Origin of the sequence: Methylibium sp. Root1272 (assembly GCF_001425905.1) — a bacterium.
In the GTDB taxonomy this organism is placed as follows: Bacteria; Pseudomonadota; Gammaproteobacteria; order Burkholderiales; family Burkholderiaceae_C; genus Methylibium.
Genome location: NZ_LMDY01000019.1, coordinates 36341 through 48655 on the forward strand (window position 1 = coordinate 36341; position 12315 = coordinate 48655).

Annotated in this window: 13 protein-coding genes, 1 other RNA gene and 1 riboswitch; of the genes, 5 read left to right on the top strand and 9 right to left on the bottom strand. The window is 72.9% G+C overall.

Features of this window, described 5'->3' with window-relative positions; all coding sequences use genetic code 11:
• The 8 genes from ASC67_RS19490 to ASC67_RS19525 are packed head-to-tail and all read right to left on the bottom strand — an operon-like array spanning position 1 to position 8815.
• Entirely contained in the window at positions 1–1509 is a 1509-nt protein-coding gene (locus ASC67_RS19490; protein ID WP_056326147.1) for a cobyric acid synthase, read from the bottom strand.
• A complete protein-coding gene (locus ASC67_RS19495) occupies positions 1506–2516 on the bottom strand; it encodes an aminotransferase class I/II-fold pyridoxal phosphate-dependent enzyme (protein WP_056326150.1) in 1011 nt (336 codons plus the stop codon). Before ASC67_RS19495 ends, ASC67_RS19490 begins: the two co-directional genes overlap by 4 nt.
• Positions 2513–3463 carry an adenosylcobinamide-phosphate synthase CbiB gene (gene cbiB / locus ASC67_RS19500; RefSeq protein ID WP_082536135.1) on the bottom strand — a complete coding sequence of 317 codons (951 nt, stop codon included), beginning with the start codon at positions 3461–3463 and terminating at the stop codon, positions 2513–2515. The genes ASC67_RS19495 and cbiB overlap by 4 nt, the downstream gene beginning before the upstream one ends.
• A complete protein-coding gene (locus ASC67_RS19505; protein WP_235566398.1) occupies positions 3463–4290 on the bottom strand; it encodes an ABC transporter ATP-binding protein in 828 nt (275 codons plus the stop codon). The genes cbiB and ASC67_RS19505 overlap by 1 nt, the downstream gene beginning before the upstream one ends.
• The gene (locus tag ASC67_RS19510; protein WP_056326153.1) at positions 4287–5297 is read right to left on the bottom strand and encodes an iron ABC transporter permease; all 1011 of its coding nucleotides are present in this window, start codon (positions 5295–5297) and stop codon (positions 4287–4289) included. The genes ASC67_RS19505 and ASC67_RS19510 overlap by 4 nt, the downstream gene beginning before the upstream one ends.
• A complete protein-coding gene (locus ASC67_RS19515; RefSeq protein ID WP_056326158.1) occupies positions 5294–6214 on the bottom strand; it encodes an ABC transporter substrate-binding protein in 921 nt (306 codons plus the stop codon). Before ASC67_RS19515 ends, ASC67_RS19510 begins: the two co-directional genes overlap by 4 nt.
• On the bottom strand, positions 6211–6804 hold the full coding sequence (locus ASC67_RS19520) for a bifunctional adenosylcobinamide kinase/adenosylcobinamide-phosphate guanylyltransferase (RefSeq protein ID WP_056326161.1): 594 nt from the start codon (positions 6802–6804) through the stop codon (positions 6211–6213). Before ASC67_RS19520 ends, ASC67_RS19515 begins: the two co-directional genes overlap by 4 nt.
• 10 nt (positions 6805–6814) lie before the next feature.
• Positions 6815–8815, bottom strand: a complete 2001-nt coding sequence (locus tag ASC67_RS19525) for a TonB-dependent receptor (RefSeq protein ID WP_056326164.1) — start codon at positions 8813–8815, stop codon at positions 6815–6817.
• 69 nt (positions 8816–8884) lie between these two features.
• Positions 8885–9135, bottom strand: a riboswitch (cobalamin riboswitch).
• A 48-nt stretch (positions 9136–9183) separates the two neighbouring features.
• Here ASC67_RS19525 and ASC67_RS19530 point away from each other — a divergent pair.
• The 5 genes from ASC67_RS19530 (at position 9184) to ASC67_RS19545 (ending at position 11279) form a co-directional block, all read left to right on the top strand.
• Positions 9184–9420 (top strand): hypothetical protein, encoded by a 237-nt coding sequence (locus ASC67_RS19530; protein ID WP_056326167.1) that lies wholly within the window; start codon positions 9184–9186, stop codon positions 9418–9420.
• On the top strand, positions 9417–9743 hold the full coding sequence (locus ASC67_RS19535) for a cell division protein ZapA (protein WP_056326173.1): 327 nt from the start codon (positions 9417–9419) through the stop codon (positions 9741–9743). Before ASC67_RS19530 ends, ASC67_RS19535 begins: the two co-directional genes overlap by 4 nt.
• Positions 9744–9778: 35 nt before the next feature.
• A non-coding RNA gene (ssrS, locus tag ASC67_RS20400) (6S RNA) lies at positions 9779–9964 on the top strand.
• A gap of 38 nt (positions 9965–10002) precedes the next feature.
• A complete protein-coding gene (locus tag ASC67_RS19540) occupies positions 10003–10467 on the top strand; it encodes an EVE domain-containing protein (protein WP_056326176.1) in 465 nt (154 codons plus the stop codon).
• Positions 10467–11279: a sulfite exporter TauE/SafE family protein gene (locus ASC67_RS19545; RefSeq protein ID WP_056326573.1), complete on the top strand. Its 813-nt coding sequence runs from the start codon at positions 10467–10469 to the stop codon at positions 11277–11279. The genes ASC67_RS19540 and ASC67_RS19545 overlap by 1 nt, the downstream gene beginning before the upstream one ends.
• Before the next feature lie 27 nt (positions 11280–11306).
• Here ASC67_RS19545 and ASC67_RS19550 read toward each other — a convergent pair whose 3' ends face one another.
• Positions 11307–12278 (bottom strand): sensor domain-containing diguanylate cyclase, encoded by a 972-nt coding sequence (locus ASC67_RS19550; protein WP_056326182.1) that lies wholly within the window; start codon positions 12276–12278, stop codon positions 11307–11309.
• Between the last annotated feature and the right edge of the window lie 37 nt (positions 12279–12315).

A 12315-nucleotide genomic window follows, 5' to 3' on the forward strand; every position in this document is an offset into this window, starting at 1 on the left:
TCAATCCTTCCGGGGTTCGGGCTCGGCCAGCAGCCGCATCAACGCGCCCGGCTCGAAATGCCGGTCGATGAAATCGGCGAGCCCGTCGAACACGGCCTCGAGGCCGCGCACGCGCGCGCCGAACAGCGCGCGCAGCACCTCGGTGGATTCGAACAGGCCGTGCGCGTAGAGGCCCAGCACGCTGCCCTGTTGCCAACCAATGGCCTCGCCCTCGGCATTGCACAGCGCCACCGTCGCAGCCGGCAGCGCCGGGTGCTGCACGCTGCGGCCATGCCGGATCTCGTAGCCGCCGAAGTGCACGTCGCGCAGCATGCTCCATTCGTCGCTCACGCCGCCGAAACAGGCCTCGGTGCGGCGCAGCAGCTTGTCGGGCTCGAAGGCGGTGACCAGCGGCAGCAGGCCGAGCCCCGGTGCGTTGCCCTCGCCGTGCTCGCCTTCCACGCCGTGCGGGTCGACCAGCGCCTCGCCCAGCATCTGCAGGCCGCCACACAGGCCCAGCACGGGTCGGCGCGCGGCGGCGTGCCGGGCCAGCACCGCATCGATGCCCTGCTCGCGCAGCCAGGCCAGGTCGCTGCTGGTGTGCTTGGAGCCGGGCAGCACGATCCAGTCGGCGCCCGCCAGCTCGGCCGCGCTGCGCGCCCAGCGCAGCTGCACGCCGCGCAACTGGCGCAGCGGCTGGAACTCGTCGAGGTTGCTGATGCGCGGGTAGGCGACGACGGCGATGCGCAGGCTGGCCGCCGCCTCGCCGTCGCCGCGCTGCCAGGGCAGGCCCTCGTCGTGCAGGCCGTCCTCTTCGGGCAGGCCGTGGCCACGCCACAGCGGCAGCACCGCGAGCGTCGGCACGCCGGTCAGCGCCATCAGCTGCTGTGGGCCCGGTTCGAGCAACCGCGCGTCACCGCGAAAGCGGTTCAGCACATAGCAGCGCAGCAGCGCGCGTTCTTCGGCCGGCAGCAGCTGGTGGGTGCCGTAGAGGTGGGCGAACGCGCCACCGCGGTCGATGTCGCTGACCAGCAGGCAGGCCGCCTGCGCAGCCTGCGCGGTGCGCATGTTGACGTAGTCGCTGGCATGCAGGTTGATCTCGGCCGGCGAACCCGCACCCTCGATCACCACCACGTCGTTCTCCGCCATCAGCGACTGCAGTGCGTCCTGTGCGAACGGCCACAGCCGCTCGCTGCGCTCGCGCCACGGCACGGCCGCCAGGTCGGCGCGCACCTCGCCGAGCACGACCACCTGGCTGGCGGTGTCGTTCTCGGGCTTGAGCAGCACCGGGTTCATGCGCACGTCCGGCGACTGCCGGGCGGCCAGCGCCTGGAAGTACTGCGCGCTGCCGATCTCGCCGAGCCGACCGTCGACCCCCGGTACGACACGCGCGTTGTTGCTCATGTTCTGCGCCTTGAAGGGCGCGACCTTCAGGCCCTGGCGCGCGTACCAGCGGCACAGCGCCGTCGCCAGCCAGCTCTTGCCCGCCCCGCTGGTGGTGCCGAGCACCATGACGGCGCGCGCTGTCATCGCCGGCCCTCGCCCGCCAGCGCCTGCGGCACGACGAGCTCTCGCCACAGCGCCGCCAGGGCCTGCTGGGCAGCCAGCGGCTGCACGCTCAGACGCACGGCCCCCGGCCGGCCCAGCGAGGCCGCGTCGCGCAGCTTCAGACCGCGCTCGCGCAGGCGTGGCAGCAGCTGCGCGGGCGGCGGCAGCGCGTCGGGCCAGCGGGCCACGAAGAACGGCGTGTCGCTCGGCTCGCAGGCCCAGCCGAGCGCGGTGCAACCGGCCAGTTGCGCCGCCTTCCAGTGCCGCAGCGTCGCGAGGCTGTCGCGCACCCACTGCTGCGTCTCGTGCTGCGTCCACGCGTCGAGCATCGCCACCGCGTGCGCACCGAGCACCCATGACGGCGCGAGCGCCTCCACGCGAGAGCGCAGCGCGTCGTCGTGGAGCGCAGCCTCGGGCGCCACCGCATAGGCACCGCGCACGCCGGTCAGGCCCAGCGCCTTGTTCGGCGACCACAGCGTCCAGGCATCGGCCTGCAGCGGCGGCGCCTCGCCGTGCAGGCGCAGCGGCGCGTAGGCGCAGTCCACCACCCGCAGCACCCCCGGCAGACCTTCGGGCAGCGGCGACGAGCGCCCCTCCGGACTGCCCGGCTCGGTGTGCCAGATCAGGGCCGCGTGGTGCGGCGATGCCGCCATCGGAAGGCCGGCGGCGCGCGCCGCTGCTGCGTAATCGCCATAGCCCGGCCGCGGCGCGTACACCGCGGCACCGGGGGCCTGCTGCGCCACAGACAGACTGAGCCGCACGATGAACTCGCTGGCGCTGCCGGCCAGCACGATGCGCTGCGATGCCACGCCGTGCAGCGCGGCCAACGCCTCGCGCAGTGCCTCGTAGCCGGGGTCGGGATAGCGCGTGGCATCGGCCACCTGCACCGCACGCCAGGCCGCGGGCGCGGGGCCGCAGGCGTTCGCGTTGGTCGAGAAATCCCAGCGCGGCACGCCCAGCGCGTCGGGTCCGCCGTGCAGTGTGCTCATGAACGCCCGGCCCACGAGAGTGTGGCCAGCGCCATCGCGACCCACGCGGCGACCGTCGCGTGGCGCAGGCCCTGCGCGAGCCGGTCCGCATCCGGCGACGGCGCCCGCTCGTTGAGCGCATACACGTCTGGCTTGCGCAGGCGCACGCCGAGCCGCAGCGCCATCGCTGCCATCGGCCAGCCGCCGTTGGGTGATGGCGTGCGGGCCGCCTCCATGCGCAGTGCCGGCCATGATGAGACAGGGCACAGCAGCAGCGCGGTCAGGCGTGCCGGCAGCCACGACAACAGGTCGTCGGCGCGCGCCGCCCACTTGCCTGCCCATTCCCAGCGGCCGCGGTAGCCCCACATCGCGTCGAGCGTGTTGGCCAGCCGGTAGATCACGGCGCCGGGCAGCCCGAACAGCGCGAACCAGAACAGCGGCGCGACCACCGAATCGTTCAGGTTCTCGGCCAGCGTCTCGATCGCGGATTCGCGCACCGTATCGGCATCGAAGTGACGGGTGTCGCGGCTCACCAGCCGAGCCACTTGCGCGCGGCCGGCGTCGATGCCGAGCGCCAGGCTCCGTTCGACGGCAGCCACATCGTCGCGCAGCATGCGCCACGCGAACATCGGCTTCAGCGCCAGCGCGAGCAGCGGCACCGCCAGCCAGGCAGGTGTCGCCGACAGCCCCGATTGCAGCGCCGCGCCGGCGAGCCCCAGCCCGGCAGCCAGCAGCAGCCACACCGAGGCCCCGCCAGCGAAGGCCGGCGCCGGCGGCCGGGCCACGAGCCAGCGGCCGACCGGCGCCAGCGCACGGCCCATCCAGGCCACCGGGTGCCAGGCGTTGCGCGGTTCGCCGAAGACAGCGTCGAGCGCCCAGGCGAGCGGCAGCGCCAGCGCGAGGCAGGGCGCGGCCGGCGCAGCGAACAGCGATGCGATCGACACCGGCACGGAAGCGTCTGCGTCCATCAAGACTCCTGCTCCGTCGGCAGGTGAGGCACGGTGATGTAGCGCTGCACGCCCCCGGCGCCCGGCAGCGGCTCGACGCGCAGCGCGCCGTCGAACACGTCGACCAGCGCGCCGTGCAGCGCCGGATCGTCGTGCGATCCCTCGGCGCGCAGCCGCCCGGCCTGCAGCACCACCAGCCGGTCGGCCTGCAGTGCCAGCGGCAGGTCGTGCAGCACGCTGACCACCGTGTGGCTGCGCGCCAGCCGGCGCAGCAGGCGCACCAGCGCCACCTGGTGCGGCGGGTCGAGGTGGGTGGTTGGCTCGTCGAGCAGCAGCACCGGCGCACGCACCGCCAGCGCTCGCGCCAGCAGCACGCGCTGGCGTTCGCCGCCCGACAGCTCGTGCAGGCGGGCGTGCTGCCAGGCACTGCATTCGGTGGCGGCCATGGCCTCGTCGACGATCGCCTCGTCGGCCGGCCCCGCCAGCGCGAACAGGCCGAGCTGCGGCAGGCGGCCGAGCTGCACCGTCTCGCGCGCCGTGAGGTCGCCGCTGGTATCGCCCTGCTGCGCCAGCCAGGCGATGCGCTGCGCACGCTCGCGCGCCGGCCATTCGGCCAGACGCCGGTCCTGCAGCCACACGTTGCCGCGCGCGGGCGTCAACAGCCCGGCCAGCGTGCGCAGCAGTGTGGACTTGCCGGCGCCGTTGGGGCCGACGATGGCGGTCCAGCCCGGCGTCAGACGCAGCGACAGGTCGTGCAGCACCGGGTGAGCGCCCAGCGCGACCCGCAGGCCATCGGCGCGCAGGACCATGCCCTGCTCACCATCGCCCTGCGCGACGCGCGCCGTCATGCCACCCCCCGGCGGTGCAGCAGCCACAGCAGGTAGCCGCCGCCCAGCACCGCGGTCAGCACGCCGACCGGCAACTCCTGCGGCGCGATCAGGCTACGCGCCAGCACGTCGGCCGCGAGCAGCAGGCTGCCGCCGGCGGCGGCGCTGGCCACCAGCGTGAAGCTCTGCGTCGCCGGCACGAAACGCCGCACCAGGTGCGGCGACACCAGTCCGACGAAGGCCACCAGCCCGGCCTGCGACACCGCGAGCCCGGTCGCCAGTGCCAGCACCGTCACCAGCACCATGCGCAGCTTCGGCAGCGCGAGGCCCAGGCTCACGGCGCTGTCGACACCGAGCGTCAGCGCGTCGAGTACGCGTGCCAGCCGCCACGCCAGCGGCAGCGTCAGCGCCAGGCCGACGGCCAGCAATCCGACGCTGGTCCAGCCCAGGAAACCGGTGCTGCCGAGCATGAAGGCCTGCTTGCCGCGCAGCGCGTCGGGCGCCACCATCGTGGCCAGATCGCCGAACGCACCGAGCACCACGCCCACCACCACACCGGCCAGCAGCAGCCGCACCGTGTGCTGGGCACCGCGCGACAGCAGCAGGGTCAGCAGCACGCCGCCCAGCGCGCCGGCGAAGGCGGCCAGCACGAGGCCGGCGCGCGCCAGCAGGTCGGCCGCCGCGAGGCTGACGCCGTGTCCGGCGAGCGCGCTGCCGGCCAGCACCAGCACCACGCACAGCGAGGCGCCGGAGGCCGAGCCGAGCAGGTACGGGTCGGCCAGCGGGTTGCGGAACAGGCCTTGCGCCACCGCGCCGGCCAGGCCGAGCAACGCGCCGACCAGCCAGGCACCGAGCGTGCGCGGCGCGCGGATCTCGCCGACGATCAGGCCGGCATCCGGGCCCCACAGCGACGCGACCGACCAGCCTTCGCTGCCGGCCATCAGGCCGGCGACGAACAGCAGCGTGCTCAACACCGCCAGCCCGACGGCGAGCTGGCGGCGACGCGAAGCGAGTTCGGCGTGCGTCATCGGCTTCCCGCGCCCGGATTGGCACTCGCCGCCGACGCCGGCAACGCGGCCAGGCAGTCGGCCAGCAACAACGCAGCTTCACCCATGCGCGGGCCGGGGCGCACCAGCACGTCGTAGGGCGCGCTCGCGAAGCCGCAGGTCTGCCGCCGCTGCAGCGCCTGCAGCGAGGCCCAGCCCGGACGCCCCGGCATCTCGGCCAGGTTGCGCTGCAGCGCCATCACGATGTCGGGCTGCGCGCGCAGCACGTACTCGGGGTTGAGGCGCGGAAACGGCCCCAGGGCCGGCGACACGATGTTGCCCAGGCCGAGCCGCAGCAAGGTCTCGCCGATGAAGGAGCCGCTGCCCGCGGCGTACGGCGTGGCATCGACCTCGAAATAGACGCGCCGACCGCGCAGCGCGGCCGGCACCCGCGCGGCGGCGGCGGCGAGCTGCTGCTCGATGGTCGACCACAGCGGCCCGGCCGCGGCGGGCGTGCCGAGCAGTTGCGCCACGGCGTGCAGCGCGCGCTGCACGCCGGCATGGTCGCGCGCCTCCAGCACCATCAACTTGAGGCCCAGAGCCTCCAGCCGCTCGATCACGCGGTCGGAGGTCGCGAGCAGCACCACGTCGGGCTTGAGCGCGACGATGGCCTCGATCTGGGCGTCCTCGAGTCCGCCCAACTTGGGCAGCGCGCCGACGCCGGCCGGCCAGTTGGAGAAGCGGTCGGTGCCGACCACCCGTGCGCAGCCACCGAGCGCGCACACGCTCTCGGTCAGCGAAGGCAGCAGGGTCACGATGCGCTGCGGCGGTGCGGCCAGCGTGAGCGTGGCGCCGCGGTCGTCGCGCAGCACGATCGGCGCTGCCGCCGCGGCGGTGTGCAGCCCGAAGGCGAACAGCAGCGAGAGGCCGCAGCACCTCCGTATCGCCGACCAGCTCATCGCGCCGCCCGCTTGACCGGCACTTCGATGCCGGCGACCAACAGCGTGACCCGCGCGCACTGGGCTGCCACTGACTGATGCAGGCGGCCGAGGTCGTCGACGAAGCGACGCGCCTCGGCCCCCAGCGGCGACAGCCCGAGGCCGATCTCGTTGGACACCAGCACCACCGGGCCGCGCGCCGACTGCAGCGCGTCGCACAGGCCGCCGACGTGCCGGTCGAGTTCGGCATCGGCGACGGCCTCGCCGTGCAGCGGCATGCGCAGGTTGGTGAGCCACAGGCTCAGGCAATCGACCAGCACCATCCGACCCGGCTCGCTGTGGCGCCGCACGGCGGCGGCCAGTTCGCGCGGCACCTCGTCGGTCTCGAGGCCGGGCCCGCGCGCGGCGCGGTCGTGCCGGTGGCGCGCGATGCGCGAGTGCATCTCGTCGTCGCCCGCCAGCGCAGTGGCCAGCAGCACGGCCGAGCGGCCGGGCAGTGCCAGCCAGTCGGCCGCGCGCGACTCGGCGCAGCGCGACTTGCCGCTGCGCTGGCCGCCGAGGATCAACTCGCCGGTCCCGCTGCCCGCCGGATGACTGCTGCGCTCGCCCATGCCCCTCCCGTCAGAAGCTGACCTTGACCGACGCCGCGACGGTGCGCCCCGCCTCCGGATAGATCGAGGTCGTCTCGCCGCCGGCTGTGCACCCGAAGGCCTGCGTGTAGTACTTGCGGTCCGTCAAGTTGACCACGCCGAGCGCGAACTCCGCCTGGGTCCACCGATAGGCGTAGCGCAGGTCGGCGGTGGTGCGACCGGGGATGCTGCAGACGTTGGCGAAGTCCGGGCTCTGCGAGGACACGTAGTTCACGATCGCGTCGAGCTTGTGCGCCGGCGCGGGCGTCCAGTCGGCCCGCAGCGACAGCGTGCGCTCGGGCGTCAGCGGCACGTCCTGGCCGTCGTACGGTCCCGCGGTGAAGCGGGCCCGCCGCAGGGCGCCGTTGACGCGCAGGTTCACCGCCTCGGTCAGCGCCTGGGCCAGTTCGAGCTCGAGGCCCTGGCGGCGCGTCGGGTCGAAGTTGACGTTGGCGCCGAACGGTCCGAACGGTCCGACACCGTTCGGGTCGTAGCCGATCTCGTTCTTCAGGGAGCTGCGGTAGGCGCGCAGCTCGGCGCTGCTGCCGGCGGCGCGCCAGCGCACGCCGAGCTCGACGTCGCGCGAGGTCTGCGGCTGCAACGGCACGGTCGGGTTGGTGAAGCTGAACTCGTCGACATTGGCGAGGCGAAAGCTGCGGCCGACGCGGCCGTAGACCGCGCTGTTCTCGGACAGCGGCTGCAACACGCCCAGTTCCCAGGCACGCTGACGGTCGTCGATGCGATCCACCGAGCTGCTGACATCCTTCTCGATGCGCTCGGTGCGCACGCCGGCGCTGAAACGGGTGCCCCCGCTCAGCGTGAGATCGTCCTTCAGATAGAAGCCCGTCGAGGACTGTTCGGCCACCGAGCCGAACGCGCCCAGCACGGTGCGTTCCCACTCGCTGCGGTCGACGCCGAACACGACGGCGTTGACGACCGACGCGAACTGCGTGCGGTTGCGCACCCGCAACGAATAGCTCTTCGCGTCGACGTCGTAGTCGTACGCGAAGGCGCCATTGCGGCTGCGCAGTTCCTTGTCGCGCCAGCCGGCATCGAGGCCGAGCTGCCAGTCACCGCCGAGATCGGCCTCGGCGAACACGCCGCTGCGCGTGTTGCGGATGTCGGCATGGTCGTTCGGCGTGTTCGTCTGGCTCGGGTCCGCGGCGTACTGCGCCGCGGTCAGCGAGCCCGGCAGCCCGGTGTCGAGGTCGTCGTAGGCATGCCGCACGCCGACACGCAGCCAGTCGTTGCGCCACTGGCCGGTGAGCGAAGCGCCTTCCACCTCCGAACGGAAGTTGTCGCGGTGGTTGTCCGTCGTGCGGCGGTTGGCCGCCGCGTCGAGCGAGAAGCCGCCGGCCTCGAGCGTGGCGTCGGCGCGCAGGTCGCGCAGGTGGTCGCTGCCGGCGGCCGCGTATACGCTGGCCTGGTTGCTGCGGCTGGCGCCGCGCCCCGCCTTGGTCGTGATGACGATGACCCCGCCGGTGGCGCCCTCACCGTACAGCACCGTACCGCTGCCGCGCAGCACCTCGATGCGCTCGACGGAGTTGATCGGGATGCCGGCCAGCCGCGTGCCGCCGAGGTCGCCCTCGTTGATGCGGATGCCGTCGAGGATCACGACCTGGTTGTTGTCGGACGTGGTGCCGAAGCCTCGCAGATCGAGCGCGTAGTCGCCGCCGCCGTAGAGGTCGAGCCGTCCGGGGACGCCGAGCAGCTTCATCACGGCCTCGTTCACCGTGGACACGCCGGAGTCGGCGATGTCCTTGGCGGTGAGCACGCTGACGCCGAACGGCAGCGTCGCAGCGTCCTCGCTGAAGCGGCTGGCCGTGACCAGTACCGGCGGCAGCTTGCCGGCCTCGATGGCGGGCGCGGATTGCGCGCTCGCGATACCGCTGGCGAAGCCCAGCAGCGACAGCATCAACAACGGCGCATGCGGCAGCGTCCCGAGGCGAGCAGGAGTGCGAGGCGCGGAGGCCTCGATGGAAGTGGCAATCATGGAATGACCAACGATGAAATCGTGCGCGCCAGCTTCCCCGCGGGCGCCCACCTCATGACGCGCCGCTTGCGCAGCACGCCTCCCGTTGGCCGGTATCCGGGCTGGCGGAACGACCCTCGCGACCTTCCCAGAGCCGAAGACTCCAGTGGCATGTGCGCAAGAGCGGAAGCGTGAACGCAGGAGGCGTTCTGGCTTCGTCCGCTGACCGTTGCGGGGGCAGCGCAGGCTGAAGAGGCACCCGGTGGGTCCCCCTCCTCTGCTTCCCGTTTAACTGCACCGGCGTGAACGCCGGCACGAGCACCAACAGCGCGCAGTGTAAGCGTGACCCGAGCCTCCCCCTACAATCGTTGCGTGCAGTGAGGAGAGGCATGGCGACGATCGAAGAACTGGCCGAGCGCGTGGAGCGGCTGCTGCTGCGGCACCAGGAACTGCAGCGCACGCACGCCCTGACGCTGGAACAGCTGGCCGGCGTCAACGCCGAACGCGACTCGCTGCGCTCGCGCCTGGCCGCCGCCCGCCAGCGCGTGGAGGCGCTGCTGGACCGCCTGCCGGCCGGCGATCCGGCCGCCCCGGCCGGCCAAGAGACCGGAAAGACCGCCGAATGAAGCAGCTCGAAGTCACCATCATGGGCCAGAGCTACATCCTCGGCTGCCCCGACGGCGGCGAGCGGGCCCTGCTCGAGGCAGTGGGCAACGTGGACCAGGAGATGTGCGCGATCCGCGACGCCGGCAAGGTGCGCGCCCGCGAGCGCATCGCGGTGCTCGCCGCGCTCAACCTCGCCTACCAGCTGGCCGAGCGGCCGCTGGTGACCGCCGCACCGGCGCGGAGCGCCAAGGACGCCGCGGCGGACCCTGCGCACGGCGTCGATGTCGGCGCGCTGATCGCGCGCATCGACGAGACCCTCGGGCGCGACGGTCAATTGCTCTGAGGCGCCGAGGCGTCAGCGTCGACGGCGTACACTGATCTCGTCCGTCGCGTTCGCGGGAGTTTTATATTTCCTTGAACCGATGCTCATATGAGCCCGGGCTTGGAACATTGCGAAGCGGGCGTGATCGTCTCGCGTCAGATGAACCCGAAGCTTCGTTGACCTCGCCCACCTGAACTCCCCTGGGTTCAGGAATGCGACTCCCGGCTCGCGGCGGACACCTTTCCCCCCTTTTGTTCTTCACCCGCGACCCGCTGCCGCCATGGCGTACTGGCTGATGAAGTCCGAGCCGGACGAGTGTTCGATCGACGATCTGGCGCGCGCGCCGCGCCAGACGCTGCCGTGGACCGGCGTGCGCAACTACCAGGCGCGCAATTTCATGCGCGACGACTTCCGGCCCGGCGACGGCGTGCTGTTCTATCACTCGTCGTGCCCGCAGCCGGGCATCGCCGGGCTCGCCGAAGTGGCATCGACCGCACAGACCGACGCCACCCAGTTCGACCCCGCCAGCCCGTACCACGACCCGGCCTCGAAGCCCGAGGCGCCGCGCTGGTTCGGCGTCGACGTGAAGCTGGTGCGCAAGACGCCGCTGCTGACGCTGGCCGAGATGCGCGCCGCGCCCTCGCTCGCGACGATGCGCGTGCTGCAGCGAGGCAACCGCCTCTCGATCACGCCGGTCACGCCCGCCGAGTGGCGCGCCGTGCTCGCGCTGCTGCCGCCGGCCTGATGCTGCTGGCCTGGCCGCTGGTCGTCGAGCTGTTGCTGCTGGGGGCCGGTGCCGGCTTCCTGGCCGGGATGCTGGGCGTCGGCGGCGGCATGGTGCTGGTGCCCTTCATCACGTTGTTGCTGACGCTGAAGGGCTTTCCGTCCGAGCTGATCGTGAAGGTGGCGATCGCCACCTCGCTCGCGACGATCTGTTTCACCTCGCTGTCCTCGGTGCGCGCCCACCATGCGCGCGGTGCGGTGCGCTGGGACATCGTGCGCCGCCTCGCGCCGGGCATCGTGCTGGGGTCGCTGCTGGGGGCGCAGATCGCGAAGGCCCTGCCGTCGGCGCTGCTCGCCGGGCTGTTCGCGCTGTTCGTCGGCTTCTCGGCGACACAGATGCTGCGCGGCGGCAAGCCCAAGCCGACGCGGCAGTTGCCGACGGCGCCCGGCCTGTTCGGCATCGGCAGCGGCATCGGCGCGGTGTCGGCGCTGGTCGGCGCCGGCGGGGCCTTCATGTCGGTGCCCTTCATGACCTGGTGCAACGTGCCGATCCACAACGCGGTGGCGACCTCGGCCGCGCTCGGCGTGCCGATCGCGCTGGCCGGCACCGCCGGCTACCTGATCGCCGGCTGGAACCTGCACGGCCTGCCACCCGGCACGCTCGGCTTCCTCTACCTGCCGGCGCTGCTGGTGGTGTCGACCGCCAGCGTGATGACGGCCCCGCTCGGCGCGCGCGCCGCGCACGCGCTCGATGTGCAGCAGTTGCGGCGCGTGTTCGCGTTGCTGCTCTACGCCATCGCCGGCTACATGTTCTGGCGCGCCCTGCAGGGCTGAGCCCGCGTTCGGGCGCGTGCCCTGCGGTCAGCCGACCGCGGCCCCGCCGAATGCGATGCTGGCCAGCGCCACGTGGTTGCCGCCGCGCTGCATGGCCTGCGCCAGCGCGGTCTCGGCGGCCTGCAGCAGGCCCGCCTGCGTCTGCGCGGTGTGCGGGAAGCTCGCGAGCCCCATCGACACGGTGAACCGCAGCGCCGCGCCGCCCTTGGGCACGAGCTGCGTCGCGCACTGGCGGCGCATCCCTTCCATGCGGGCGTGGGCCGTGGCCAGGCCCATGCCCGACAGCAGCAGCGCGAAGCGCTCGCCCTCGAGCCGGCACGGCGCATCCATCGCGCGAGTGTTGCTGCGCAGCAGCCGTCCCATCGCCTCGAAGACGCGCTCGCGACCCGCTTCGTCATGGGGCGGGCTGCCGGCGGGCGGTGCGTCGACGTGGATGTAGACCACGGCGAATTCGCGGTGCTCGCGCAGCGACAGGTCGATCTCGCGGCGCAACTGGTCGTCGAACTGCTCGCGCCGGCCGATGCTGCGCACCGGCTCGCCCGGCGCGTTGCGATTCTCGGCATCGCTGCGCAGCAGTTCATTGGCGCGCTGCTGCTCCTCGAGCTGGTGCAGTGCCTGCTGCAGCTGGCCGGACAGGCGGGTGCGCTCGCTGCGTTCGACCCAGACGCCCAGCAGCGCCCCACCACCGAGCGGCACGCGCGCACCGAGGAACTCGCGGCGCTCGCCGCCGAACTCGAGGCTGTGTTCGCTGACGCTGGTGCCGGGCCGGGCCAGCGCAGCCTGGTCGGCGGCGCGCAGCGCGCCGGCGGTCGGCGCGGTGAGCAACTCGGCATCGGTCCGGCCGCAGGCCTCGGCCGGCACGCCGAGTGCCGCCACCGCCGCCGCATTGAGGTGTGTGTAGCGCCCCGCGGCGTCCTTCGTGTAGACGGGCAGACCGAGCTGCTCGAGCGCCTCGGTGAGGGCCGACGCGGTGGCGGAGGACTCGAAGGGAACGCTCATGGTGCTCGAACCATGATAGCCCTGCACCACCGGCGCG

Coding starts and splice junctions, on each gene's coding strand:
- ASC67_RS19495 (WP_056326150.1), bottom strand. CDS start 2,516: ATGAGCACACTGCACGGCGGACCCGACGCGCTGGGCGTGCCGCGCTGG.
- ASC67_RS19490 (WP_056326147.1), bottom strand. CDS start 1,509: ATGACAGCGCGCGCCGTCATGGTGCTCGGCACCACCAGCGGGGCGGGC.
- ASC67_RS19545 (WP_056326573.1), top strand. CDS start 10,467: ATGCTGCTGGCCTGGCCGCTGGTCGTCGAGCTGTTGCTGCTGGGGGCC.
- ASC67_RS19535 (WP_056326173.1), top strand. CDS start 9,417: ATGAAGCAGCTCGAAGTCACCATCATGGGCCAGAGCTACATCCTCGGC.
- ASC67_RS19540 (WP_056326176.1), top strand. CDS start 10,003: ATGGCGTACTGGCTGATGAAGTCCGAGCCGGACGAGTGTTCGATCGAC.
- ASC67_RS19525 (WP_056326164.1), bottom strand. CDS start 8,815: ATGATTGCCACTTCCATCGAGGCCTCCGCGCCTCGCACTCCTGCTCGC.
- cbiB (WP_082536135.1), bottom strand. CDS start 3,463: ATGGACGCAGACGCTTCCGTGCCGGTGTCGATCGCATCGCTGTTCGCT.
- ASC67_RS19505 (WP_235566398.1), bottom strand. CDS start 4,290: ATGACGGCGCGCGTCGCGCAGGGCGATGGTGAGCAGGGCATGGTCCTG.
- ASC67_RS19550 (WP_056326182.1), bottom strand. CDS start 12,278: ATGAGCGTTCCCTTCGAGTCCTCCGCCACCGCGTCGGCCCTCACCGAG.
- ASC67_RS19520 (WP_056326161.1), bottom strand. CDS start 6,804: ATGGGCGAGCGCAGCAGTCATCCGGCGGGCAGCGGGACCGGCGAGTTG.
- ASC67_RS19530 (WP_056326167.1), top strand. CDS start 9,184: ATGGCGACGATCGAAGAACTGGCCGAGCGCGTGGAGCGGCTGCTGCTG.
- ASC67_RS19510 (WP_056326153.1), bottom strand. CDS start 5,297: ATGACGCACGCCGAACTCGCTTCGCGTCGCCGCCAGCTCGCCGTCGGG.
- ASC67_RS19515 (WP_056326158.1), bottom strand. CDS start 6,214: ATGAGCTGGTCGGCGATACGGAGGTGCTGCGGCCTCTCGCTGCTGTTC.